Source organism: Pseudomonas sp. 1L-C-7-B-C1, from assembly GCF_057291635.1.
Genome location: NZ_JBXAWH010000012.1, coordinates 110042 through 134651, shown reverse-complemented (window position 1 = coordinate 134651; position 24610 = coordinate 110042). Strand labels below are relative to the sequence as shown.

The 24610-nt window shown below is 62.1% G+C and carries 19 protein-coding genes and 1 pseudogene; 9 read left to right on the top strand and 11 right to left on the bottom strand.

All coding sequences use genetic code 11. From position 1 onward, the window contains the following. Positions 1–223: 223 nt before the first annotated feature. From AC0Z8Z_RS18910 to AC0Z8Z_RS18875, 8 genes are all read right to left on the bottom strand, one after another. The gene (locus AC0Z8Z_RS18910; RefSeq protein WP_485620128.1) at positions 224–3325 is read right to left on the bottom strand and encodes an error-prone DNA polymerase; all 3102 of its coding nucleotides are present in this window, start codon (positions 3323–3325) and stop codon (positions 224–226) included. Then, complete coding sequence (locus AC0Z8Z_RS18905; protein ID WP_485620127.1) at positions 3322–4749, bottom strand: Y-family DNA polymerase; 1428 nt, start codon at positions 4747–4749, stop codon at positions 3322–3324. Before AC0Z8Z_RS18905 ends, AC0Z8Z_RS18910 begins: the two co-directional genes overlap by 4 nt. A 7-nt stretch (positions 4750–4756) precedes the next feature. After that, the gene (imuA, locus tag AC0Z8Z_RS18900) at positions 4757–5374 is read right to left on the bottom strand and encodes a translesion DNA synthesis-associated protein ImuA (protein WP_485620189.1); all 618 of its coding nucleotides are present in this window, start codon (positions 5372–5374) and stop codon (positions 4757–4759) included. Next, on the bottom strand, positions 5374–5991 hold the full coding sequence (lexA, locus tag AC0Z8Z_RS18895) for a transcriptional repressor LexA (RefSeq protein ID WP_122537244.1): 618 nt from the start codon (positions 5989–5991) through the stop codon (positions 5374–5376). The genes imuA and lexA overlap by 1 nt, the downstream gene beginning before the upstream one ends. A 108-nt stretch (positions 5992–6099) precedes the next feature. Continuing rightward, positions 6100–6903, bottom strand: a complete 804-nt coding sequence (locus AC0Z8Z_RS18890) for an isocitrate lyase/PEP mutase family protein (RefSeq protein ID WP_485620126.1) — start codon at positions 6901–6903, stop codon at positions 6100–6102. 68 nt (positions 6904–6971) lie between these two features. Further along, on the bottom strand, positions 6972–7511 hold the full coding sequence (locus AC0Z8Z_RS18885; protein ID WP_485620125.1) for a methylated-DNA--[protein]-cysteine S-methyltransferase: 540 nt from the start codon (positions 7509–7511) through the stop codon (positions 6972–6974). Positions 7512–7651: 140 nt separating this feature from the next. Beyond that, complete coding sequence (locus AC0Z8Z_RS18880) at positions 7652–8572, bottom strand: DNA-3-methyladenine glycosylase family protein (protein ID WP_485620124.1); 921 nt, start codon at positions 8570–8572, stop codon at positions 7652–7654. A 286-nt stretch (positions 8573–8858) separates the two neighbouring features. Continuing rightward, positions 8859–9503, bottom strand: coding sequence for a hypothetical protein (locus AC0Z8Z_RS18875; RefSeq protein ID WP_420793094.1), 645 nt, complete (start codon positions 9501–9503; stop codon positions 8859–8861). Between the two features lie 479 nt (positions 9504–9982). On the opposite strand from AC0Z8Z_RS18875, the gene AC0Z8Z_RS18870 reads away from it, so the two are divergent. The 7 genes from AC0Z8Z_RS18870 (at position 9983) to AC0Z8Z_RS18840 (ending at position 18025) form a co-directional block, all read left to right on the top strand. Beyond that, entirely contained in the window at positions 9983–10969 is a 987-nt protein-coding gene (locus tag AC0Z8Z_RS18870) for an aliphatic sulfonate ABC transporter substrate-binding protein (protein WP_485620123.1), read from the top strand. A 101-nt stretch (positions 10970–11070) separates the two neighbouring features. Beyond that, positions 11071–11844, top strand: a complete 774-nt coding sequence (locus tag AC0Z8Z_RS18865; RefSeq protein WP_485620188.1) for an ABC transporter permease — start codon at positions 11071–11073, stop codon at positions 11842–11844. Between the two features lie 929 nt (positions 11845–12773). Next, a complete protein-coding gene (locus AC0Z8Z_RS18860) occupies positions 12774–13757 on the top strand; it encodes a LacI family DNA-binding transcriptional regulator (protein WP_485620187.1) in 984 nt (327 codons plus the stop codon). Between the two features lie 104 nt (positions 13758–13861). Then, entirely contained in the window at positions 13862–14683 is an 822-nt protein-coding gene (locus AC0Z8Z_RS18855) for a sugar phosphate isomerase/epimerase family protein (protein WP_485620122.1), read from the top strand. Beyond that, positions 14676–15641 (top strand): sugar kinase, encoded by a 966-nt coding sequence (locus tag AC0Z8Z_RS18850; protein WP_205483659.1) that lies wholly within the window; start codon positions 14676–14678, stop codon positions 15639–15641. The genes AC0Z8Z_RS18855 and AC0Z8Z_RS18850 overlap by 8 nt, the downstream gene beginning before the upstream one ends. Before the next feature lie 71 nt (positions 15642–15712). Beyond that, positions 15713–17029, top strand: a complete 1317-nt coding sequence (locus tag AC0Z8Z_RS18845) for an MFS transporter (RefSeq protein WP_172611947.1) — start codon at positions 15713–15715, stop codon at positions 17027–17029. 15 nt (positions 17030–17044) lie between these two features. Further along, positions 17045–18025 (top strand): 2-hydroxyacid dehydrogenase, encoded by a 981-nt coding sequence (locus tag AC0Z8Z_RS18840; protein WP_485620121.1) that lies wholly within the window; start codon positions 17045–17047, stop codon positions 18023–18025. A 243-nt stretch (positions 18026–18268) separates the two neighbouring features. On the opposite strand, the gene AC0Z8Z_RS18835 is transcribed toward AC0Z8Z_RS18840, so the two are convergent. Then, positions 18269–19390, bottom strand: coding sequence for a methyl-accepting chemotaxis protein (locus AC0Z8Z_RS18835; RefSeq protein WP_485620186.1), 1122 nt, complete (start codon positions 19388–19390; stop codon positions 18269–18271). 15 nt (positions 19391–19405) lie between these two features. Next, a pseudogene (locus AC0Z8Z_RS18830) lies at positions 19406–19879 on the bottom strand (MCP four helix bundle domain-containing protein); the annotation flags it as partial. Positions 19880–20301: 422 nt separating this feature from the next. On the opposite strand from AC0Z8Z_RS18830, the gene AC0Z8Z_RS18825 reads away from it, so the two are divergent. Next, positions 20302–20565, top strand: coding sequence for a DUF1652 domain-containing protein (locus tag AC0Z8Z_RS18825; protein WP_197983975.1), 264 nt, complete (start codon positions 20302–20304; stop codon positions 20563–20565). 18 nt (positions 20566–20583) lie between these two features. Here the strand turns inward: AC0Z8Z_RS18825 and AC0Z8Z_RS18820 are convergent, their stop codons facing one another. After that, positions 20584–23076 carry a UvrD-helicase domain-containing protein gene (locus AC0Z8Z_RS18820; protein ID WP_485620185.1) on the bottom strand — a complete coding sequence of 831 codons (2493 nt, stop codon included), beginning with the start codon at positions 23074–23076 and terminating at the stop codon, positions 20584–20586. 337 nt (positions 23077–23413) lie between these two features. Here AC0Z8Z_RS18820 and AC0Z8Z_RS18815 point away from each other — a divergent pair, with 337 nt between their 5' ends. Continuing rightward, positions 23414–24109, top strand: a complete 696-nt coding sequence (locus AC0Z8Z_RS18815) for a pirin family protein (protein WP_122534774.1) — start codon at positions 23414–23416, stop codon at positions 24107–24109. The last annotated feature ends 501 nt before the right edge of the window (positions 24110–24610 follow it).

The window sequence follows — 24610 nt, the reverse complement described above, 5'->3', positions numbered from 1 at the left end:
AGGATCGGGCAGGTGAACATTCTGTAGGGGATTGCCCGTCGTCAAGACGCCACGGTATCGCGGAGCAGATGCGGTCCATGTGGCGTGAGCTTGCTCACGAAGACAGCATTCCAGTCGCTAAAGATTCTGCGGATGGACTGTCCTTTTCGCGAGCAACCTCGCTCCCACAGTGTTTATCCCCGGTAGCTCGGCGATAACGTCATGTTCGATGTGTCCCTGCCCATCACTTGAAATCCCGACTGCGCACGTCGAGCCCGGTGAGCATCGGCGTGAGGTCGAACAATCGCTGGGCGATGACGTGGCGTACGCCCTTCTGGAATTCGAACTTGCCGAACACCTGCATCAACTGCGACCCGACCAACACCTTGCGTTGGCGCTCGGCCAGATCACGCCAGACCACGACGTTGATCATTCCGTGTTCGTCTTCCAGGGTGACAAAGGTCACGCCGCTGGCGGTGCCGGGCCGTTGTCGACCGACGACAAGACCGGCGACGCTGAAACTTCGGCCGTGTTCTTCATCCAGCAAATCCTTAGAACTGCGAAAACGCTTCGCGGCGAGTTTATGGCGCAGCAGGGCCAACGGGTGTGGGCCGAGGGTGGTGCCGAGGGTGTCGTAATCGGCAGCAAGGTCCTGGGCGACACTGGGCAGCGGCAGCGCGACCTGGGCCTCTTCGCCAAAACAGTCATCGCCGAACAACGGCCGTTGCATCTCGACGCCGGCGATTTCCCAGCGCGCCCGATGCCGATGCCCCACCAGGCCTCGCAATGCACCGGAATCCGCCAGCGCAGCACGGGCCCGATTGTCCAGTTCGGCGCGAATACACAGGTCGGTTACGTCTTTGAAATCCCGTACGCCCCGCGCCTGCTCGATGCGTCTGGCGTCTTCCTCGCGGAAGCCGCGAATCATGCGCAGGCCCATGCGGATCGCCAGGTTCTGGTTGTATTCCCGGCCGACCACCGGCTCGAGGGAACAGTCCCAGTCGCTGTAACGCACGTCCACCGGATGCACGTCGATGTGGTGGCGCCGGGCGTCTTGCAGCAATTGATCAGGGCTGTAAAAGCCCATCGGCCAGCTGTTGATCAGCGCACAGGTAAACGCCGCCGGCTCGTGGCACTTGAGCCAGCAACTGGCGTAGGTCAACAGGGCGAAACTCGCGGCGTGGGATTCCGGGAAGCCATAACTGCCGAAGCCCTTGATCTGTTCGAAAATCCGCTGGATGAACTCGTCGGGGTAGCCCTTTTCCTTCATGCGCTCGCTGAGACGAATGCGATGGGGCTCGAGACCGCCATGGCGCTTCCAGGCCGCCATGGAACGGCGCAGTTGATCCGCCTCCCCGGGGGAGTAATCGGCAGCCACAATCGCCAGCTGCATGACCTGCTCCTGAAACAGCGGAACGCCCAACGTGCGCTCGAACACCACTTTCAGTTCCTCGGACGGATACGTCACTGCCTCTTCGCCGTTCTTGCGGCGCAGGTACGGATGCACCATGCCGCCCTGAATGGGCCCTGGGCGGACGATGGCGACTTCGATCACCAGGTCATAGAAGGTATTGGGCTTCAAGCGTGGCAGCATGGACATCTGCGCCCGCGACTCGATCTGGAAGACGCCGATGGTGTCGGCGCGGGTGATCATGTCGTAGGTCGGTTTGTCCTCGGAAGGAATGGTCGCAATGGTCAGGTCGTAACCACGATAGCCCCTGACCAGATCGAAGGTCCGGCGCAGCGCGCTGAGCATGCCCAAGGCCAGGATATCGACCTTGAGCAGGCCCACCAGATCGAGGTCGTCCTTGTCCCATTGAATAATGGTGCGGTCCGCCATGGCGGCGTTCTCCACCGGCACCAGGGTTTCCAGCGGGTGCTCGGAAATCACGAAACCGCCGGGGTGCTGGGACAAATGCCGCGGGAAGCCGATGAGTTCGCCGGTCAACGTCAGCACCCGCCGCAGGATCGGACTGTCGGGTTCGAAACCGCATTCGCGCAGGCGTTCGGCGGGCGGCATGCTGTCGCTCCAGCGGCTGAAACAGTCGGCCAAAGCGTTGATCTGATCGGGGGGCAAACCGAGGACGCGCGCCACATCGCGAACCGCTCCCGCACCGTGGTAGGTACTGGCAACGGCAGTGAGCGCCGCCCTGCCCCGTCCGTATCGACGGAACACGTATTGCAGCACTTCCTCGCGCCGTTCGTGCTCGAAATCGACGTCGATGTCCGGGGGCTCGTCGCGCTCTTCGGAGATGAAACGCTCGAACAGCAGATTGCTTTTTGACGGGTCCAGCTCGGTGATGCCCAGGGCGAAACACACTGTGGAGTTGGCCGCCGAGCCTCGGCCCTGGCAAAGAATGTGCTGGTCGCGGGCGAAGCTGACGATGTCATGCACCGTAAGGAAGTAACTCTCGTACCGCTTGGCCGCGATCACCTTCAGCTCTTTTTCGATGTTGCTGCGGGCGACCTCCGGCACGCCTTGAGGCCAGCGACGGCTTGCGCCCTGCTCGGTCAGATGCCGCAGCCAACTGCTGGGGGACTGGTCAGGTGGTACCAGTTCATGGGGGTATTCGTAGCGCAATTCACTGAGGTCGAAGGTGCAGCGCCGGGCGATGTTCACGGTTTCAATCAGCAGGCTTGCCGGATACACCTCGCCGAGCACCGACAGCGGCCGCAGATGCCGCTCACCGTTGGCAAACAGCCGATGCCCTGCCTCGGCCACGGTGGTGTGGTGGCGAACGGCGCTCATGGTGTCCTGCAAGGCCCGGCGACCGCGAGCGTGCATGTGCACGTCGCCGCTTGCGACGGCTGGAATCGTCATGGCCCGTGCCATACCGAGCAGAGTGTTAAGACGCTTTCGGTCATCCGGGCCGCAATGCAACTCGACGCTCAGCCACAGATTCTGCTGAAAAATCCCACGCAACCATTCGCCTTGTTCCCGCCGCGTCGGAACGTCCTGATCAAGATCCGGCAGCCACAGCGCCAAAAGCCCCGAGAGCGGCGGCTGGAAGTCCTCGTGCAGTAAGCGGTACTCGCCTTTCTTGCTTCGACGCCGACCCTGAGTGATCAAGCGACACAAGGCTTGGTAACCGGCAAGATTCTCCACCAGCAACACGATTTTCGGCCCGTTCTCGACAGTGATTTCGCTGCCGATGATCAGCGGCAGTTCACATTCCTTCGCCGCCTGCCACGCCCGCACAATGCCCGCCAGGGTGCATTCATCGGTGATCGCCAGCGCTTGATACCCATGAAGTTTGGCCCGCTCGAACAGCTCCTTCGCACTCGACGCTCCGCGCTGAAAGCTGAAGTTCGACAGGCAATGCAGCTCGGCGTATCCCCCGCTCATGCGAACCAGCCGTGGAGCAACAGGTTGCTGTCGCCGACGCTGCGGTACGCCCAGCCGCGCTGGCCGTTGCGGGTTTCGACGAGGTAATAGTCGCGGCGCACGTCGCCGCCGTCCCACCAGCCCGACTCGATGCGCTCCGGCCCGGCCAACACGCGCAGGCCGGGCTCGGTCAGTAACTCGGGCTCAGGCAACAGCCAGCCGGGGCGTGGCACTTTATGGGTCAGCGCCAGCGGTTTGCTGGGGGATGCTGACAGCGAGGCGTGTTCAGGGCGATGGTCGGCTTTGAAACCCAGCCCTGCGACCGCTTCATCTCCAAGCCGGGCACGCAGGCGTTCGCGCAACTGCTCCCAGGGCATGGTCTGCTGTGGGCGGTCGTCGAACAGCTCGCGGTGGGTGGGCACAAACGCCGGCAGGTCCTTGGCCTGCAATCTCAAGGCGCGTACTGGCGAAGGCACTTCGACTTGTTCCAGACGGCCACGCGCCAGCTCGAACAGCATGTTGGCTTCGCGCTCGGCGCTGAGCAGGCCGACGGGAATCTGCGTGTCCGGCGCAACGCTGCCGACGCTCGGCACGTGCTCCAGATGAATCACGAAACGCTGAACACCGCTGTCGCGCCCGGCCAGAAACACCGCCAGATCGGCAATCATGCGCTTGAGCGGAAACAGCAGCGCCTGATGGGATTCGACGTCGAAATTCAGCTCGATGCGGGTATCAAAACGGTCCGGCGGCACATAGCACTCCAGCCCCATGGGCCTGCGCCCAAACAGCGTGTCGAGGTGTTGCAGCACGGCCGCCGGGAAACGCCGGGCCAGGGTGTCGCGGGGCAACGCCTCAACCTGTCGCACGCGGTGCAGCCCCATGCGCGCCAGTGCAGTGGCGACTTCGGTTGGCAGGCCGATACGGTTGACCGGCATCTGTGCCAGCACCTCGTGCAGCGTGTCGCCATCGGTCACGGCAAGCCCGTCATGGGCGTTGGCGAGCATGCGGGCCGCCAGCGGGTTGGGCGCCGCAACGATGCGGTGGGTGAAGCCCAGCTCGGTCAGTTCCTGACGCAGACGCGCTTCGAACACTGGCCATGGCCCGAACAGGCCGAAGCTGGATTCGACCTCCATCAACAGCACGCGCGGGTACTTGAGGCTGACGTGGGAACTGAAACGGTAGGCCCAGGCCGCCAGCAAACGATGCCAGCGCTCGGTTTCGTCGGGGTCATATTCGACCGTGGCGAATTCACGGGTCATGGCATGGGCTGCGGTCAACGACTGGCCGGCACGCAGGCCTATGGCCCGGGCCGCCGGGTTGACCGTCTGCAGCACCCGGCGCTGGGCCGTGCCGCTGATCAGTGCCAGCGGTTCTTCAGGGTTTTCGCGACGACGCATGACGCCGTCCAGCGCCAGCTGCGGCAGGAGGACACAAGCCCAGAGCATGGCAACCTCAAGCGTCAGCAGTGAACGGAACGGGGGAAGACGGCGCCAGCCCGCCGCGACACTTCAGCACCCTCAACTGACTGGGGCGTGCATCGATGGCAATGCGCAGCGCAGCCGGTGACGGATTGGCCGCCGCCTCATGCCCGCGGCAGGCAAAGGCCAGGGTTTCACCGGTTTCGGCGGCCACCTGCAACCGCCGCAAGGCGCGGTCGTCGACTTTGGTGGGCCAGCACAACACAGCGCCGCAACTGCCCGAACGCAGGCATTGCTCTACCGCCCACAAGGCATCGCGCTCGTTGGCATGAATGATCGACAACTGCCTCAAGTCGATGCCCGCCATCTGCCAGGCCTGGGCATAGGGCAAAAAGGGAGGCGCAACCAGCACAATGCGCTCGCCGCTGTCAGCCAGCCGCGCCAGGGTTGGCCACATCAGCCGCAGCTCGCCAGTGCCGTTGGCTGCGACCAGCACTTCGGTCATCGCTGCAGGTGGCCAGCCTCCCAAAGGCAACGCTGCATCGAGGGCCGCATGGCCGGTGGGCTGGGCGGCCACCGAAGCAACCTGCTGACGCCCCTTCCAGACGCGCCGCTCGTCCAGCAGCGCGTCGAGGCTGACCACCGCGCCCATCATTCCCGGCGCACCAGGCCACAGAACACGCCTTCGATGGCGAAGTCCTGGTCGGGCCGCACGATGATCGGTTGGTAGGCAGGGTTGCGCGGCAGCAGGCGCAACTGATCATCGCCGCGCTCCAGGCGCTTGATGGTCACTTCGCCATCCAGTCGGGCGACGATGATCTGCCCGTCGCGGGCCTCGGCGCTTTGCAGGATCCCCACCAGATCGCCGTCGAAGATGCCGTCATCGATCATCGAGTCACCGTTCACCCGCAACAGGTAATCCGGGACGCGCATGAAGGTGCGGCTGTCCAGCGTGAAAGTGTCGTGGTGATCGAGATCGGGCCCGATGGGCGCACCGGCGGCCACTCGGCCGAGCACGGGTATGTCGAGCATCTGCGGCCGTGGGCGAGTGTCCAGCAGGCGGATACCGCGGGCCTGATTGGCGACGACTTCGATCAAGCCGGCGTCGGTCAGGGCCACGATATGTTTGCGCGCCACACTGCGCGACGCAAATCCGAAGGCTTCTGAAATTTCAGCCAGGCTGGGAGGCTGGCCATTCTGGGCGATGCGATCTCGAATGAACGTGAGGATGGCAGCGCGTTTTGGGGATAGGGTCGTCATGGAGCACATTTGTACTCTTTTCGAATAACCCTGACCAGCGCCTCTTGTCGATCCGGTTGTCATTTTTGTAACAGAGCGGCGAATCCCGGTAATTGCCACCCTGCTCAAAAGCCCTGCCTAGCGCTCAAACAGCGCCTGAATCTGCGGATACGCGAGGCTGGTCTCGGTGACTGTCTCCGAGCGGCCCTCCTGCAGAAAACCCCGCCCCAGTTGCTCAGCCTGTCCCCACAGCGTCTGGGCAATGCTCGACCCGGCGCTCAAACGGCGTACGCCCAATGCAGCCAACGCATCCGCGGCGGGCAGCCCCTGTCGCGCCAGCAGATTGATGGGCAAGTCGATGCCTGCAACGACGGCTTTGATCGGCTCGACATCCACCAGGGCCGCGACGAACAGGCCATCCGCCCCCGCCTCCCTGTACAGCTGGCCTCGCTTCAGGGTCTCCTGCAGGCGCAACTCATCAGGGACCAGACTCGCCAGATAAACGTCCGTGCGGGCATTGATAAAGACGTCTAGGCCGTTGCGGGCCGCCATGTTCTTAATCGCCTCGATCTTGCGGGCGAGAAGCGCCGGCGCGTCGGAACCATCTTCGATATTGATCCCGACCGCGCCGACGTCCAGCACCCGCTTGACGTTTTCCGCGACGGTTTGCGGGTCGTCCGCGTAACCGTTTTCGATGTCGACCGACAGTGGCACCTTGATCAGCCGGGCGATGCCGGCCGCTACGCTTACGGCAATGTCGACCGGAAACACACGGCCATCGGCATAGCCGTGGGCCCAGGCGACCCCGGCGCTGGTGGTCGCGATGGCGGTGGCGCCGAGGCTTTCGAACAGTCGAGCGCTGCCCGCATCCCAGGCATTGGGCAGGCGCAAAACGGTGGATTGGTGATGGAGCGAGCGAAACGTCTGAGCGGAACCGGGCATGATCATCTCCATTGATTCGGTTTCGGGGCGGGTGCTTACTTTTACGCTGTGCGTGTGCGTGGGCCAGTCTAGAACAGTGACGCCTGGGTCGAAGCCACTGCCTTGACGCGCTTTTCCCGCAGTGCGGGCTGATAACCCTCCAGGGTCAGCAGCAGGTGCTTGGCGTCGAGGCCACCGGCAAAACCGGTGAGCGCTCCGGAGCTGCCGATCACGCGGTGGCAGGGAGCGATGATGGAAATGGGGTTCTTGCCGTTGGCGGCACCGACCGCGCGAACGGCCGCCGGGTTGCCGATCTGCAGGGCAACGTCGAGATAACTGCGGGTTTCACCGAAGGGAATGCTCAACAAGGCCTGCCAGACTGTCTGCTGAAAGGCTGTGCCATGGAATTCGAGCTCAAGGTCGAAGCGCTGACGCTGCCCGGCGAAGTATTCGGCGAGCTGGCGCTCAGTCCGGTCAAGGATATCGCTGCCGGTGTCTTCGCTCATCGCCCCCAGCAGCACGCGATTCGGGCGGTCGTTTTCCCACAGCACGGCGGCCAGACGCGGGCCTTTGGCGATCAGTTTCAGCTGACCGACCGGGGACTCGATGAAACGGTAGGTGAAGGTCATCGTCTGGCTCCTGCTCTGATTTCTGCTCTCGATACGGGCGCGCCGGGATAATCTGGAATCGTCCGGGCATGGGCCGTACGCCGTCATACTACTCGCGCGCCCCTCCCGAACCACCCGGTTCTTGCGCTCGAACTCCCCGGTCAACCGCCCTTCTGCTTGCCTGCCGCGTCCGCTGCGGAATTCCAGATGTGAATCGCGGCGTAGGCGCGCCAGGGTTTCCAGGCGTCGGCCCGCGCCTTGTGCTGCGGCAAACGGAGCAGCGATGGCTCCTGCAGGGTCATCAGGTTCATCAGCACCAGATCGGCGGCGGGCCAGGCATCCGGGTCACGCCAGGCGCGCATGGCGATGTATTCCACGGTCCAGGGGCCGATGCCGGGCATGGCCAGCAGCTGTCGCCGCACATCGCCGAGGTCGCCATGGCGAACGTCAAGGGACAGCTCGCCACTGGCCACCGCTGCCGCGAGACGCTGCAGGGTATCGACGCGCTTGCCGGGCATGCCGATCTTGTCCAGGTTGGCCTGCGCCAAGGCCTCAGGCGTCGGGAAGCGCCAGGCCAATTGTGGATGCAACCCCTCGTTGACCTGAACCCCGGCGCGCTGCACCAGTCGACCGACAATCGTCGTCGCCCCCTTCACGCTGACCTGCTGCCCGACGATCGTGCGCACCGCCAGCTCGAACCCGGAAAACGCCCCAGGCACGCGCAGCCCCGGACGACGCTGCACCAGCGATGCCAGCCACGGGTCTTGCGAAAGGGATTGGTCGATGATGTGCGGTTCGGCGTACAGATCGAACATGTGTGAAACCGGCACGATCAGCTCATCAATGTACTGACTCACCTCGCCGTGGGCGGTCGCCAGCAGTTGCTGCCCGCCCGGCGCCAGTTCCACCGTCAAGGCACCCTGGCTGCCCTTGAACTCGATGTTGCGCAGGTAAACGCCCCCGACCACCGCTTCCACACCCGCCGTCATCCGCGCCGCGAAGAAATCGAGCATGCGCTGCCAGTCGAACGGCGGATTAAAAGCGATCAGGCGCGAGGCCTGGGGCTGGAGAGCTTGAAGCATGCGGAGGCGCCGGCAGTCAGGGTCGGCTGACGCTAGCGTAATCGATGGAAGGGCACAAATTTTTCGGGCTGGAACCCATGATCGAGGGTGAGCAAACCGGCCTATTCCCGGCTGAAGCCGGTCCCACTAAGAGATCGCGTGCACTCAGCAAAACTGGATGTCGCCTCGACTGTGGGACCGGCTTTAGCCGGGAAAGCGTCAGGTGCCACGCTACAAAATCCAGGGTGATCATACTGGCCTCTTCCCGGCTGAAGCCGGTCCCACAAAGAGATCCGGTGGATCCCCATCAGCTCGGGCAGCCCACGGCCCCGCCATCAAGGTTCTGCTTGTAGTTTTCATACTGCAGGGTGGCTTTGCCGTCGTTCCATTTGAGGGTCAGGACCAGGACGGAGTCGAAGTCCTCGGCGACCCAGTCGTCGACCAGTTTGAGTTTCTCGCCCGATGCCTCCTGAGCAACTTTGTTGATCAGCTCCGGCAGATAACCGTGGGACCAGGCGGTGTAAATGGTGGCGTCGTGGTATTTATCGCGCATCAGCTCATCGGCCAGATCGCCGGTGTCATTGGCGGCGAAGTCGATATTGACCGGCAGGCCAAGCTTGATCGCGCTGGGTCCCACGGTCATGAGCGGGCGCAGATAGCTGTAGGAATGATCGTGTTCGCCCTCTTCCACATGGCGGCTGGGGTTCGCGGCGAAGATGAAATCGGCCTTGCCGAAAGTGTTCGGCAGCACGGTGGACAGGTCGATGGCGCGGTTCAGGCCCTGGCAGTTCAGCTGGCCCAAGCCGGTCTCGGGCTTCTCGGCGTGGCGCAGAAACACCAGGGTCTGGGTGCCGTTCTTGGGCTCGGCATGCACACCCTTGCCCGCTGCGAACCAGAAAATGGCGGAAGCGATGAGCAGGGTCGGCAATAGAAAATAGGTCATGCGCTGCATCGCGCGGGACAACAGTGGTGGCGTTGAAAAGCTCATATGGGCATGAATTTCTGATGGCTCGTGATGGGCATGATGCCCGATGCAACGTCCTTGTCAGCGTGCGGCTCGGTGCAGTATGGCGAGCGAATATTTCCGTATAACGAATGCCCATCAGATCAGAAAACGCTCAAGAGGTTGCACGCAACCGCCTGATTTGCCGAATTAATCGCCCAACGGGCCTGGCCGTGTGTTTCGCAGGGAGTTAACCCAGAGCGTAAATAGCTCGGCGCAACTGTTTGCCCAGCAACACCTGATCATCAGACTGCTGTGCCATGCGCAGTATTGAAAGCCATGAAGTCCCGTAAATCCGGGCCTCCACAGACCCAACGTCCATGGCACAAAGCCTGCAATCTTCCAATCAAGCTAACCGATTCGCTCCGACTGTCGATTTTGTCTCAAGCAGCCGTACGCAGCTTCCGCCCTTTGATTGGACACTTACCATGACCTCCTTTACTCGCCTGCCGACCTCGTTAAAAGTACTCGCCGGCGCGCTTGCACTGACCTTGCAATCGCTGGCCCAGGCTGCCGAGGCGCCACCCGCCGAGGTACATCTGGATTACGCTTACTATTCACCGGTCAGTCTGGTGCTCAAGCATTTTGGCTGGCTGGAAAAAGCGCTGCCAACGAGCAAAATCAGCTGGGTGTTCAGCCAGGGCAGCAACCGCTCGCTGGAATACCTGAACAGCGGCGGCGTCGACTTCGCCTCCTCTGCCAGTCTCTCAGCGGTGCTGGCGCGGGCCAACGGCAGCCCGATCAAATCAATCTACGTCTACAGTCGCGCCGAATGGACCGCGCTGGTGGTGCGCAAGGATTCGTCCCTGCAAAACGTCGCCGACCTCAAGGGTAAGAAAATCGCCGCCACCAAAGGCACCGACCCTTACCTGTTTACCCTGCGCGCCTTGCAGCAGGCGAAGCTGACCAAGGACGACGTCGAACTGCTGCATCTGCAACACCCGGACGGCCGTATTGCGTTGGAAAAAGGTGACGTCGACGCTTGGGCCGGGCTCGATCCGCACATGGCGGCGAGCGAAATACAGGCCGGCTCGCGCTTGCTCTATCGCAACAAGGACTTCAGCAGCTTTGGCGTGGTCAGCGTGACCGAGCGCTATGCGAACGAGCACCCGGAAGCGATCAAAACCGTCCTGGGCGCGTACGAAAAAGCCCGGGAATGGTCGCTGAAAAATCCGGACGAGCTGGCGCAATTGCTCGCCACCGAGTCAGGTCTGCCGCTGGATGTCGCCAAACTGCAATTGACGCGTACTGACCTTGGCAGCCCGCTGCTGACCGACAAGGACATCACCGCTTCGAAGGCCGCCGCGCCGATTCTGGTTTCCGAAGAGCTGGTGCGCAAAGGCACGAACGTCGACCAGGTCATCGACCGCTTGATCGACCCAGGCTTCGGCAACGCGGTCATCGCCAAGCCATGAGCGGCGCGCGGGGTAGCGAAGCCGGTGGCAGCGGTGCCGAAAGCAGCGTCAGCCCCCAGGCGCAGAGGTTGGAGCGCGAGGCCTCTGATGCCCAACCGGGTGTGCGGCAAGCACGTGGGAATGGGCGGACCCGCTTGAAGGGTTTTGCCGTGCCGGTGGTCATTTTACTGTTGCTGGAAATCGCCGTGCGGGTGGGTTGGGTGCAGTCTTACCAGATGCCGGCGCCCAGTGAGATCGCCTCGACGCTGATGGACCTGGCCGACGGCGCGCTGTGGAAGCACATCGGCGCCAGCCTGACGCGGGTGCTGTCGGGGTTCGTCATTGGGGCGGGGCTGGCGGTGGTGTTTGCGGCGTGGGTCGGACTCAGCCGCGAGGCGGAAGCGTATCTGGAGCCGACATTCGCCGGCCTGCGCTCTATCCCGAGCCTGGCTTGGGTGCCGCTGTTGCTGTTGTGGCTGGGGATTGGGGAGACGTCCAAGATTGTGCTGATTGCCATTGGGGCTTTCTTTCCGGTGTACCTGAACGGTGTCGCGGCCATCCGCAACATCGACCGCAAGCTGGTGGAGGTGGGCCAGATGTATCGCTTCAGTCGGTGGCAGATGGTGGTGCATGTGTTTTGGCCCGCCGCCTTGCCCGGCATCTTCACTGGCTTGCGATCGGGATTGAGTCTGGCGTGGATGTTTCTGGTGGCGGCGGAGTTGATTGCCGCGACGAAGGGGTTGGGGTATTTGCTCAGTGATGGGCGCGAGACGTCGCGGCCCGATATTGTGCTGACGGCGATCATTGTGTTGGCGGTGTTGGGCAAGCTGACCGATGGGGTATTGGCGATGCTCGACCGGCGGTGTTTGGCCTGGCGGGATTCCTTTAATGGCTAAGATCAAGATCAAAATCTAAAGCGTCGGCCTAACGGCCTAACGGCCTCGGTTTCGCCTTCGGCGAGTTACTTGGAAAAGCACCCCAAGTAACCAAGGGTGCTTGCTCTCGGTTGGGCCCTTCGTTCCTCAGGGTTCCTTCACTCCGGTCCCGCTCCGTGGGCACGCTGCCATCCGCCATCCATGGCGGGGGGCAGCTCTCGCCGCATCCATGCGGCTCGGCCCACTCCACGAGACCTCCGTTCAGCCTGCACCAAAGTCGCGTTTTGCGGTGTCTGAACTATCTCGGTTGAAGATCAAGATCAAAGGCTTCCCGGCTGAAGCCGATCCTACGATTGGACCGCATGCTCTCGCGTGATGATCGTGCCCACGCTGCGCGTGGGTATGCATCCCGGGACGCTCTGCGTCCATTCCCGGCTAAAGCCGGTCCCACTAAAAGCACCGCGTACACACTGTGGGACCGGCTTTAGCCGGGAAGCTTTTGATCTGCTCTTGATCTTGATCTTGATCTTGATCTTCAAACACAAGAATTCCAGACGACACCAATCGCGACTTGGGTGCAGGCTGAACGCAGGTCTCGTGGAGTGGGCCGAGCCGCATGGATGCGGCGAGAGCGCCGTCAGGACATGGATGTCCGTTCGGCGCGGGCCCACGGAGCGAGACCGGAGTGAAGGTACCCTGACGAAGGAAGGGCCCAACCAGGAGCAGGCACTTTTGCTTACTTTTGGTGCTTTTCAAAAGTAAGTCGCCGAAGGCGAAATATCTGCCGTTAGGCAGATGCCTTCAAACCGATATTGACGCCCTTAAAGATCTGGTGTCTCCTGAAACCGGTTTCAGAGCCAAAGAGCTCCCCCCATAAGCCTGCTGATAAATCCAATAAGGTCCAGGCCGTGAACAGCATTTCCACCCCGACGCCGCGCACCCGCGTCACCATGAACGACGTTGCCGACCTCGCCGGCGTCTCCAAGGCCAGCGTCTCGCGCTTCATCGGCGATGACCGCCAACTCCTGTCCGACGCCATCGCCAAACGCATCGAACAGGCCATCGACACCCTCGGCTATCGCCCCAACCAAATGGCCCGCGGCCTCAAACGCGGCCGCACCCGTCTGATCGGCATGCTCGTCGCCGACATCCGCAACCCCTACTCCATCGCCGTCATGCACGGCGTCGAAACCGCCTGCCGCAAGCACGGCTACAGCCTCGTCGTCTGCAACACCGACCGCGACGACGAACAGGAACGCCTGCACCTCGCGGCCCTGCGCTCCTACAACATCGAAGGCCTGATCGTGAACACTCTCGGCCATCACCTCGACGAACTGCGCGAACTGCACCGCGAGCTGCCGATGGTGCTGGTAGACCGCAAGGTCGATGAACTGCACAGCGACCTCGTCGGCCTCGACAACGTCGCGGCGATCCGGCAAGCGCTGGACCATCTGCATGACGCCGGCTATCGCGATGTGCTGATGGTCACCGAACCCCAGGACGGCACCAGTTCGCGGATCGAGCGGGTCGACGCTTTCAAACACCAGATTGCCCAGCGCGCCGACATGCATGGCCAGGTCTGCGAAACCGGCGAGGCGTTGCGCGATCGGTTGCGCCACTTCCTCGCTCAACAAGGCCCCGGCCCCAAAGCGCTGTTCACTGCCAACGGCGTCGCGACCCTGATCACCACCCGCCAGCTGCATGAGTTGGGCTGCCATCTGTTCAACGACGTCGGCCTGATCGCCCTTGACGAACTGGACTGGTACCCGCTGGTCGGCAGCGGCATCACCTCCCTCGCGCAACCCACCCATGAAATGGGCATCACCGCTTTCGAGTGCCTGCTCAATCGCCTGCGCGGCGATCTGGAGCCGGTGCGGCTGTACGACTTCCCTGCGCAATTGATCGCGCGGGGCTCGACCCGACGACAGACCTGACATCCCACACAGATACCGCAGGTCAGGCCCTGCACACTGACGCGAACTTTTTCTCGGTTCGCTCGTTCGAACAAAAATGTAACCGGTTTCAGAGGACAATAATAATGACCCTACCATCCGTTGCCATCAGCCTCGGCGCCTTCGGTGCTTACCTTGTACGCGAGCAAGGCCAGGCCAGTTTCATACCTCTACTCGTCGATGCCGGCGTCAAGCGCATCGAGCTGCGCGAAGAGCTGTTCAGCCCCAGCGTCGATGCTCAGGACTTCCCTGCCCTCGCCCGGGCTATTCAGGCTCAAGGCCTGGAGTGCCTGTACTCGGCGCCCCTTGAGTTGTGGCTAGAAGGCGACACGCAACCGAACCCCGAATTGAAACCGACCCTGGAGCGCGCCACGGCGTGCGGTGCGTTCTGGCTTAAGGTCTCGCTGGGCCATTTTGGCGAACATTGCAATGTCGCCGCCCTCGCCGATCGTCTTGCGCCCTACGACGTTCACGTGCTGGTAGAAAACGACCAGACCGAGCAAGGCGGCCGCATCGAGCCCTTCGTGCAGTTCTTCGCGCAGATCACCGCACTGCAAATGCCCATCGGCATGACTTTCGACATCGGCAATTGGCGCTGGCAGGAACAGTCCGCCAGCGACGCCGCGCAGCAGTTGGGCCGTTACGTCGAATACCTGCACTGCAAGGCAATCACCCGGAGCGCGTCAGGCAAGCTCATCGCCGTGCCGCCTGCTTCAATCGACCTGCAACAGTGGGAATTGCTCATCCAGCACATGCCGGTGAACCTGCCCCGCGCCATCGAGTACCCGCTGCAAGGCGACGACTTGCTGGAGGTGACCCGCGAACAGGTTGCCCTGCTCGCCCACCTTGGCCAGTCGCGACCCACTCACTCCAACGCAACGGAAACGGAGGCGCTGAGCCATGTCTGAGATCGATATTCTCTCGTTCGGCGAAACCATGACCATGCTGGTGGCCGAGCAAACCGGGGACCTGGCGCAGGTCCGCCACTTCGAGAAACGCATCGCCGGCGCTGACAGCAACGTGGCGATCGGTCTGTCGCGGCTGGGCTTCAAGGTCGCGTGGCTGAGCCGGGTCGGCAACGACTCCATGGGCCGCTTCGTCACCGACAGCCTGCAACAGGAAGGCGTCGATTGCGCTCACGTCACCGTGGACGCCGCGCACCCCACCGGTTTTCAGTTCAAGTCCCTGGAGCTGGAAGGCGCCGACCCGGTGGTCGAGTATTTCCGTCGCGGCTCGGCGGCCAGTCACCTGTCGGTCAACGACATCGTCCCGGAGTTGCTCAAGGCGCGGCACTTGCACGCCACGGGGATTCCGGCGGCGCTGTCCGACACCTGCCGGGAGCTTTCCCACGTGCTGATGACGCAGATGCGCGAGGCCGGTCGCAGCGTGTCGTTCGACCCCAATCTGCGGCCTTCGCTGTGGTCGAGCCAGGCAACGATGATCCGCGAAGTGAATCACCTCGCCAGTCACGCCCACTGGGTCATGCCAGGCCTGGCCGAAGGTGAGTTGCTCACCGGTTTCGACACCCCGGCGGACATCGCCCGCTTTTATCTGGACATGGGCGTCGAGGCGGTGATCATCAAACTCGGCGCCAAGGGCGCGTATTACCGCACCCAGCTCAATGAGGCGTTCTTGCCCGGCGTGCCGGTGGCCGAGGTGGTGGACACGGTAGGCGCAGGCGACGGTTTTGCGGTAGGCGTGATCAGCGCGCTGCTGGAAAACCTCGGCTTCGAACAGGCCACTGCCCGGGGCAACTGGGTCGGCAGCCAGGCCGTGCAAAGCCGTGGCGACATGGAGGGCCTGCCCACCCGCGCCGCACTCGACGCCGCTGACGTTTCGGCAGGCGTGCGACGACAGAGCGCCTGAACGCTCGCTTTCACACACACCGAACCTGCATCACCTGCTGCGACAAAAACAACATGCTCAGGGAGCCTGAAATGGAAAAGCTGCTCGAATCCGTCAAACACGCCGGCCTTAAACGTCGCTGGCTATTGATCATGCCCATCGTCTTCATCACTTACAGCCTGGCGTACCTGGACCGCGCCAATTACGGCTTTGCCGCTGCGTCGGGGATGGCCGAAGACTTGAATATCACCCCGGGCATGTCGTCATTGCTCGGTGCGTTGTTCTTCCTTGGCTACTTCTTCTTTCAGGTGCCCGGCGCCATCTATGCGCAGAAAAAGAGTGTCAAGAAACTCATCTTCGTCAGCCTGATTCTGTGGGGCGGCCTGGCCACCCTGACCGGCATCGTCTCCAACGCCTACATGCTGATCGGTATCCGCTTCATGCTCGGCGTGGTCGAAGCGGCCGTCATGCCGGCCATGCTGGTGTACCTGTGCTACTGGTTCACCAAGGCCGAACGCTCCCGCGCCAATACCGTGCTGATCCTCGGCAACCCGGTGACGATGTTGTGGATGTCGGTGGTGTCCGGCTATCTGGTGGCGCACTTCAGCTGGCGCTGGATGTTCATCGTCGAAGGCCTGCCGGCGGTGATCTGGGCGTTTATCTGGTGGCGTCTGGTGGACGAGCGTCCCGCCCAGGCCAAATGGCTGACCGTCGAAGAAAAGACCGAACTGCAATCGCGCCTCGACGCCGAACAGGTCGGCATCAAGCCGGTGAAAAACTACGCCGAAGCCTTCCGTTCTCCGCGCGTGCTGCTGCTGGCCGCGCAGTATTTCTGCTGGAGCATCGGCGTCTACGGGTTCGTGCTGTGGCTGCCGACCATCATCAAGAAAGGCATGCAGATGGACATGGTCGAAGCCGGCTGGCTCTCGGCCCTGCCGTATCTGGCCGCGGTGATCGGCATGGTGCTGGTGTCGTGGGCGTCGGATAAAACCCAGAAGCGCAAAGCCTTTGTCTGGCCGCCGCTGCTGCTGGCCGCCGTCGCGTTCTATGGCTCGTATGCGCTGGGCACCGAGCACTTCTGGTGGTCGTACTCGCTGCTGGTTATTGCCGGCGCCTGCATGTACGCGCCCTACGGCCCATTTTTCGCCATCGTCCCGGAGATCCTTCCCGCCAACGTTGCGGGCGGTGCCATGGCATTGATCAACAGCCTCGGTGCGCTGGGTTCGTTCGCCGGCTCCTATCTGGTCGGTTATCTCAACGGCGTCACCGGCACCTTGAGCGCTTCATACCTGTTCATGAGCGGCGCGCTGCTGGTGTCGGTGGTGCTGACGCTGCTGCTCAAACCGGACAGCAAGGCCCGGCCCCTGAGCGACAAGCCCGGCGTCGGTTCTGCACCTGCCCATTCTTGATCGGAAACTCTTTTAATGACTCAGCATGTTGTGCTCTACAAGAAACTCTCGGCGCCGCTGATGCAGCGCCTGCAAGCCCAGGCCGAGGTCACGCTGATCGATGATCCGAAATCCAGCGACGGCCTCGCCCGTCTGCGCGACGCCCTGCCCCATGCCGACGCCTTGCTGGGCGCGAGCGTGAAGCTGGACGCCGAACTGCTGGACCTGGCGCCGAAGCTCAAGGCGGTGTCCAGCGTTTCGGTAGGCGTCGATAACTACGACATCGAGTACCTGACGCGGCGCGGCGTTCTGCTCACTAACACCCCGGATGTGCTGACCGAAACCACCGCCGACACCGGCTTCGCGCTGATCATGGCGACGGCCCGTCGGGTGGTGGAACTGGCCACTATGGTCCGCAACGGCCAGTGGCAGCAGAACATCGGGCCGAAGCATTTCGGTTCCGACGTGCATGGGAAGACCCTGGGCATCATCGGCATGGGCCGGATAGGCGAGGCGGTCGCCCAGCGGGGCCATTTCGGTTTCGGGATGCCGGTGATCTACCACAGCCACTCACCGAAGCCGGCCGTGGAAGCGCGCTTCGATGCCCGCTATCGCAGCCTGGAAAACTTGCTGCGCGAGGCGGATTTCGTCTGCCTGACCGTGCCGCTGACCGCTGAAACCGAGGGGTTGATCGGTGCCGAGCAGTTCGCGCAGATGCGCCCCGAGACGATCTTCATCAACATCGCCCGGGGCAAGGTGGTGGACGAGCGGGCACTGATTGCCGCGCTGCAGAACGGCCAGATTCGCGCGGCGGGGCTGGATGTGTTTGAACAGGAGCCCGTGAGCCCGGACTCGCCGCTGTTGAAGATGAACAACGTGGTGGCGACGCCGCACATGGGCTCGGCGACCCACGAGACCCGCGAAGCGATGGCCCGCTGTGCCGTGGATAATCTGCTGGCGGCCCTGGCGGGGGAGCGACCGAAGGATCTGGTCAACCCCGCTGCGTGGAATGGCTGATAGATACTCTGTGGGATATGGGAATGCTTGCGATATCACCCAGTTCGCAGGACCTCTGGGGTGACCGGGGTGAACTCAGGATCTTGGGCACGCCGCAGGACGTGTAGGAGTGAGCTTGCTCGCGAAGACTGAGGTTCGTCCGCTGGAGATCTAGCGGCTTTGCCACTCTATTCGCGAGCAAGCTCGCTCCCACAAGATTGCGCCGGTCCTTCAGGCTTGCGCGCCCCGAACAGACCGCGCCGCTTAAATCACAAACCGCGCCACCATCGCTTTCAGGTCCACCGCCAGTCTCGACAGCTCATGACTGGCGGCGCTGGTCTGGTTCGCCCCGGCCGCCGTTTGCGCGGCGAGGTCGCGGATGTTGACCAGATTGCGATCCACCTCCCTCGACACCTGTGCCTGTTCTTCCGATGCACTGGCGATGACCAGGTTGCGTTCGTTGATCTGCGCAATGGCTTCGGTGATCAGCTCCAGCGCATCGCCCGCCGAATTGGCCAGGCTCAGCGTGGTGCGGGTGCTGTCGGTGTTGCGTGACATGGATTGCACGGCATCGCCGGTGCGCGTCTGAATGCCGGCAACCATCTGTTCGATTTCCGTGGTCGATTGCGCGGTCCGATGAGCCAGCGCGCGAACCTCGTCCGCAACCACGGCGAACCCGCGACCGGCTTCTCCTGCACGGGCGGCTTCGATGGCGGCGTTGAGTGCCAACAGATTGGTCTGCTCGGCAATCGAACGAATCACGTCAAGTACCTTGCCGATGTCACGTCCCTGGGCGGCCAGGCCTTCGACCAACCCGGAAGTAGCCTGGAGCTGCTGGGTCATGTCCTGAATCGACTTCACCGTGTCGACCACCCGATCACGGCCCTGACGGGCAGTCTGGTTGGATTGTTGTGACGCTTCGGAGGTCGACACCGCGTTACGCGCGACTTCCTTGACCGCCGCGGTCATCTCGTTGACTGCCGTCGCCGCCTGCTCGATCTCGTTGTTCTGCTGCTGCAGACCGCGGGAGGACTCTTCTGTGACCGCGCTCAGCTCTTCGGCCGCCGACGCCAGCTGCGTGGACGAGCCTGAAATCAGCTCGATGGTCTGGCGCAAGTTGCGCTGCATCGTCACCAGGGCGAGCAAGAGCTGCGCCGCTTCGTCCTTGCCGTCGACTTCAATGGGACGGGTCAGATCACCGGCGGCAATTTCTTCTGCCGCGCGCACCGCCCGTGAGAGCGGGTTGACGATACTGCGCGTCAACAACCACGCCAGCAGGATCGTCAGCAGCACGGCGACAACGGAAACACCAATAATGCCCAGATTGGCACTGTCGTACTCCTGGCGGGATAGCGCCGCTGCTTCAGTAGCGCTCTTGGTGTTCATGAGAATCAATTGATTGATCTGCGCGCCCATGAGATCAGTGGCTTCTTTCATGCGGGTGTTGATCAACACGCGCATGTCTTCAATCTTGTCTTGACCTGACAGTTCCAGCACCTTGGCCTGGATTTCAAGGAACGTTGAAAGCGTCGCTTCGAATTGTTTGAACACCGCCAACTCATCAGCCTCGGCCGGCAGAGCGGCGTAAGCTTTTTTGGCGCTCTGCAACTTGCCGATCAGTTCGGCGATACGCGCATCGGTCTCGCGCAGCGAAGCCGGTTCGCGGTTAACGAGGGTTCGGAACGAGGTGATGCGTAAGCGCAGACTGTTCTCCAGCATTACACTCAACGTGGCGATACTGGGCAGCTGGCTGGATTCCATGTCGATGGTGGCCTGGCGTATCAACGCCATCCGGTTGACCGAGAACACGCTTAAACCAATCACCAGTGCGGCAATAAAAGCGAACCCGAGGAATGCGCGAGGCGCGATGTTCATGTTTCTTATCGACATGGATGATCTCTCTGGAAGGCTCATGCTGCGCCGAGTCTTATTATTGACGTTCGCCTTGCTATCGGCCGCACGTTAACTTTCATGCGGGCGCTTTAAGCGTTTTGAGATATATATTTCTGCCAACCCGCTTTTACACAGAGGTATTAGATCGCTATAACGATTCAGCACTTTGTTGAACGATGACCCTGTATATAAGCGATTCATGACAACGATCATCAAAAAATGAAATTCTCGGTTCTGTAGGATTTATTTCCCGACACTGTCAGAACTCGGTGCTACCTTTACCTGACTCGTGGTCTGCGGGTCAGGCTTCATCACGCGACGTGTCGATCGCTGAAGCCTGAACAGACCTGCCGTTTTCCTACCCTGCGGAGCTTGTGAAGTGCTCGATTGAACGAGGTGGGTCCATGAATAAAGTGACATTCCCGAACGCCTGCCAGCTGATGCGCTGGCATTTTCATCCGGTGGGCTTCGAAGCCAACATGGATGCGCCCGGCAGCATGGTGGCCCGCCTGTTCGACAGGGCCAGCGGCGAGACAGTGATCGCGATCGCCGCCATCCCCTGCGCCACGGTGATGAATGCCACAGACGTCGAACGCATCATCGAAGCCATTGAGCTTGAGGTGGAAACCTTCATTCCGAGGCGCTCGCTGTACCTCAATCGGGCCTGAGCGCCTGTGCGTTTCAACTTATTCAACTGAAGTGCTGAGAGATTCGCCGGATGAAGTGCCAGGGGAAGAGGCCCCTCGGCGATCATCGAAAAACGCCTTGTCCCCCGCTACCCGGGCCGACGCACGTGGGATGTTCCCATCGTCATTGCCAGCAGACTCAATGAACCAGTAGCAGTGGCGAACGGCGCGAGTGATGGCCACGTACGCCAGACGCAAGACCTCATCTTTCTGCGCGTTGTCGAACGCTTCCAGATCCCCTTCCCGGCCCAGCCCCGCCAACTGATAGACCTGATTCTTGTACGGCGATTGCGTCAGATGCTGGCAATCCCCAAGCAGAAACACCGCGTCGGCCTGTAGGCCTTTGGCGCTGTGATAGGTCAGTTGCTTGAGGCGACGGTCCTGGGGTGGCAGCCTGAAGTCGGCATCGGCGAGGGCCTGCAAGGCTTCCGGCAAGCGGCTGCGTTCACTGCCTTTGCGGTACAACAGCAGCACCGAGTCGCCGGCGTGGTAGTGCTCGGTCAGGCTGGCCAGCAGCCGGTCGTCGTCGCGGTCGAGCACGGTCACCGGCAGCAGCTCCTGCACCGGGCCGCTGGCGCGGGCCTTCTTGCCGCTGATTGCCGGCGCGGCACGGACGATGTGTTCGGCGGCGTCGATGATGTGCTGATGGCTGCGGAAGTTGTCGCTGAGCATGACCTTGGTGGTCGCGGGCGACGAAAACTCCTTGGGGAACTCCATGAAGAACTTTGGCGAACTGCCGCGCCAGCCGTAGATCGATTGCCAGTCATCGCCGACGCAGAGCAGTGATGAACGCTGGGCACCGCGCCCCACATGCAGCGCCGGGCCACGACTGCGGATCTCCCGCAGACTGGCGCGGATCCACGAGACGATCTGCGGCGAGACGTCCTGAAACTCGTCGATCATTAAATGCGACAACGGGCGCAGCCCTGCATCGCTGACCAGCTTGAGGTTTTCCGGCGAGTTTTCGCCAAACAGCGAAAACATCCGGTTGTAGGTCATCACCGGCGGCGATTGATCCAGCAGGTGGTTCTCAAACGCTTTCCAGAACAGGCTCAGCGCCTCGAAGAAAAACCGGTCAGGGTCCTGCTCGGTAAAGCTCATCTGCGCCACGGCGCTCGGCACATCCAGCCCGAGGTTTTCGATGAAACTGGCGGCTGCCACGAAACAATCCAGCAGTGGCGCCGCGCTCAGCTCGCCTTTGACCTTGTAATCGAAGCCCGGCCCCGCCACGGCCGTGCCAGACAATGACTGCATCATGCCCCGCGAGGCCTGGTAGTTTTCCAGCCAGATGACCGGCTTGCGGCAAAACGCCTGAAACAAGGTGCGCTTGATCACCCATTCAGCCCACACCGGCAGCTTGGCGTCCGGGCGGCGCAGGTGCTGGTCTTCGCTCGGGTCGAAACCCAGGACAATCCAGGCATCCAGCTCGGCGGCATAGCCGTGGACGTGGAAGGTCAGGCCGCTGACTTCGACGGTCTGGCGCATCGGCTCGACGCCCTGAATCGGCCATGCGCCGGCGCGAATCCACAAGTCTTCGATGATGTCGCACAGCTCCTCGTCGCGCTTGGACGACAGGCCCATCACGGTGATGCGTTTTTGCACGTCCGGGTGATCGCGGTCCAGCTCCTTCAATTGCAGGGACTGTCGGTACAGGGGCGCCATGACTTCACGAAAGCGCGGATTGGCGGCGTACAAATCCCGGTAGCAGAGGTTCAACTGGTGGCGTTGAGCGTCATTGATGCGCAGGTCGAAAGGGTTGCTGTCGGCGCTGTCGTCGAACAGCTGGCCCGACTGGCTGCTGAGGTTCTCGAAGGCCTGCAATTGCTCGAAACCCGGCAGGCTGCGCACCAGCGGCAGAATGCGCGAATGGAAGGTGCGCACCACTTCGCGGGCCTGACGCAGGGTCAGCTCATGGCCCCACAGCGCCATGATCTCGATCAGCTTGTTGATGAAATCCTTGCGCGACTCGCGGGTGAAGGTCACTACGGTCATCGAGTCCAGCTCGAAGCCCAGGTAGTGGTTCATCAACAGCACGCGCAGAACCAGCGACGTCGACTTGCCCGCCCCGGCGCCGGCGATCACGTAGGTCGAGGGTGTGTCGCTGAAAATCATCTTCCATTGCGCGGCGGTCGGTTGCGCGTGGGCAGGCAGTTTCTCGGCGACGTCCGCCTTGATGCGCTTTTTCAGCTCGTTGGTGAGGGGCAGGCGCCAGTCGTCGAACAGGTGATCGTCAACCCTCGGGCCGCGGTGCTCCAGTGGCCGCGTGTCGCGGATCACCAGCACTTGCCGACCTTCTTCGATGCCATCGAAGCGGCCTTCGTTGTAACCCTCGTTGACGCCTTCGGCATGGCCGTTGAGGTAACCATCGGCATGGCCCTGCTGCCACGACGGCACGTGCTGCGCCTGCATGCGCGACAAGCCGCCGCCGATCATGCGAGCCATTAGCCGTTTGAAGAACGGCAGACGTTCGGGGACGGTCAGGTCAGGCGGCATCTGGTGGGAAGGCTGGCTGGAAGATTGAGGGGGTAGCTCGGCGGAAAAATCGTGCGGCACGCGGGCTCCGGGTTTCGGCTTTATCGACAGGGCGCCTATGGTCGCCCCATTCGTCATTCAGCTCCAGTGAAATGCTTTCCCGTCAGGGAGTTAGCCGATCAAGGGCAGAGGGTTGGTAGCCTGGACAAACATTCAAGTATCGAATTAACCGATTGCATTCATGCAGAACTTACGCTTTTTATCGATGATTAGTTGATAGATCATTGCCCCATCGACTGACAAGTCATCACCAGCGGCGCCCTGCCACAGGCCCGGCCCTGCTACGGAGGAACTGATCATGCTGCAACTTCGACCTTTCAAATCCCTTGGCGGCGCAGACCACGGCTGGCTGAATGCCCATCACCATTTCTCGTTCGCCAGTTACTACGACGAGCGCCGGATGAACTGGGGCCAGCTCCGGGTTTGGAACGATGACGTGATCGAAGCCGGCACGGGCTTCCCGCGTCACCCTCACCGGGACATGGAGATCATTACCTATGTGCGTGAGGGCGCCATCACTCACGAGGACAGTCTGGGTAACCGTGGCCGTACCGAAGCGGGCGATGTGCAGGTCATGAGTGCCGGCACGGGTGTGGCGCACAGTGAATACAATCTGGAGTCGAAGGAGACGCGGATTTTCCAGATCTGGATCATGCCGGACGAGGTCGGTGCTCCGCCGTCCTGGGGTGCCAAGCCGTTTCCGAAAGGCGACCGCGAGGGCTTCGTGACGCTGGCGAGCGGCAAGGCGGACGATGATATCGAGCTGCGGATTCGGGCCAATGCCCGGTTGGTGGCGGCGAATCTGAAGGCCGGTGAGACGGCTGAATATGTGCTGGACGCTGGCCGCCGTGCGTATCTGGTGCCTGCCACTGGTGTCATCGAGATCAACGGTCTCCGTGCCGAGGCACGGGATGGTGTGGCGGTTGAGGATGAGCGTGTGTTGCGGGTGACGGCCATCGAAGACAGCGAGATCGTCCTGGTGGATGTGGCTTAAAAAGCCGTAAATCAAGATCAAGATCAAGAGCGTCTGCCTGGGGGCAGACGTTTCGCCTTCGGCGAGTTACTTGGAAAAGCACCCCAAGTAACCAAGGGTGCCTGCTCCTGGTTAGGCCCCTCGTTCCTCGGGGTTCCTTCACTCCGGTCCCGCTCCGTGGGCCCGCCGCCATCCGCCATCCATGGCGGGGGGCGGCTCTCGCCGCATCCATGCGGCTCGACCCACTACGCGAGACCTCCGTTCAGCCTGCACCCAAGTCGCGTTTCGCGGTGACTGGACCCTCTGTGTACAAAGATCAACAGCAGATCAAAGGCAGATCAAGGGCTTCCCGGCTGAAGCCAGTCCTACAAGACACCGCGTGCTTTCAGTGGGACCGGCTTTAGCCGGGAAAGCGTTAGTGGACACGCCGCGAATTGATGGTGAATGAACCGGCCCCTTCCCGGCTAAAGCCGGTCCTACAAAAGCACCGTGTCGCTAGTGGGACTGGCGCTGACTGTAGGA

Coding starts and splice junctions, on each gene's coding strand:
- AC0Z8Z_RS18855 (WP_485620122.1), top strand. CDS start 13,862: ATGACCCTACCATCCGTTGCCATCAGCCTCGGCGCCTTCGGTGCTTAC.
- AC0Z8Z_RS18860 (WP_485620187.1), top strand. CDS start 12,774: ATGAACGACGTTGCCGACCTCGCCGGCGTCTCCAAGGCCAGCGTCTCG.
- AC0Z8Z_RS18815 (WP_122534774.1), top strand. CDS start 23,414: ATGCTGCAACTTCGACCTTTCAAATCCCTTGGCGGCGCAGACCACGGC.
- AC0Z8Z_RS18905 (WP_485620127.1), bottom strand. CDS start 4,749: ATGCTCTGGGCTTGTGTCCTCCTGCCGCAGCTGGCGCTGGACGGCGTC.
- AC0Z8Z_RS18870 (WP_485620123.1), top strand. CDS start 9,983: ATGACCTCCTTTACTCGCCTGCCGACCTCGTTAAAAGTACTCGCCGGC.
- AC0Z8Z_RS18835 (WP_485620186.1), bottom strand. CDS start 19,390: ATGAACACCAAGAGCGCTACTGAAGCAGCGGCGCTATCCCGCCAGGAG.
- AC0Z8Z_RS18910 (WP_485620128.1), bottom strand. CDS start 3,325: ATGAGCGGGGGATACGCCGAGCTGCATTGCCTGTCGAACTTCAGCTTT.
- imuA (WP_485620189.1), bottom strand. CDS start 5,374: ATGGGCGCGGTGGTCAGCCTCGACGCGCTGCTGGACGAGCGGCGCGTC.
- AC0Z8Z_RS18850 (WP_205483659.1), top strand. CDS start 14,676: ATGTCTGAGATCGATATTCTCTCGTTCGGCGAAACCATGACCATGCTG.
- AC0Z8Z_RS18890 (WP_485620126.1), bottom strand. CDS start 6,903: ATGCCCGGTTCCGCTCAGACGTTTCGCTCGCTCCATCACCAATCCACC.
- AC0Z8Z_RS18845 (WP_172611947.1), top strand. CDS start 15,713: ATGGAAAAGCTGCTCGAATCCGTCAAACACGCCGGCCTTAAACGTCGC.
- lexA (WP_122537244.1), bottom strand. CDS start 5,991: ATGTGCTCCATGACGACCCTATCCCCAAAACGCGCTGCCATCCTCACG.
- AC0Z8Z_RS18840 (WP_485620121.1), top strand. CDS start 17,045: ATGACTCAGCATGTTGTGCTCTACAAGAAACTCTCGGCGCCGCTGATG.
- AC0Z8Z_RS18875 (WP_420793094.1), bottom strand. CDS start 9,503: ATGCAGCGCATGACCTATTTTCTATTGCCGACCCTGCTCATCGCTTCC.
- AC0Z8Z_RS18880 (WP_485620124.1), bottom strand. CDS start 8,572: ATGCTTCAAGCTCTCCAGCCCCAGGCCTCGCGCCTGATCGCTTTTAAT.
- AC0Z8Z_RS18820 (WP_485620185.1), bottom strand. CDS start 23,076: ATGCCGCCTGACCTGACCGTCCCCGAACGTCTGCCGTTCTTCAAACGG.
- AC0Z8Z_RS18825 (WP_197983975.1), top strand. CDS start 20,302: ATGAATAAAGTGACATTCCCGAACGCCTGCCAGCTGATGCGCTGGCAT.
- AC0Z8Z_RS18885 (WP_485620125.1), bottom strand. CDS start 7,511: ATGACCTTCACCTACCGTTTCATCGAGTCCCCGGTCGGTCAGCTGAAA.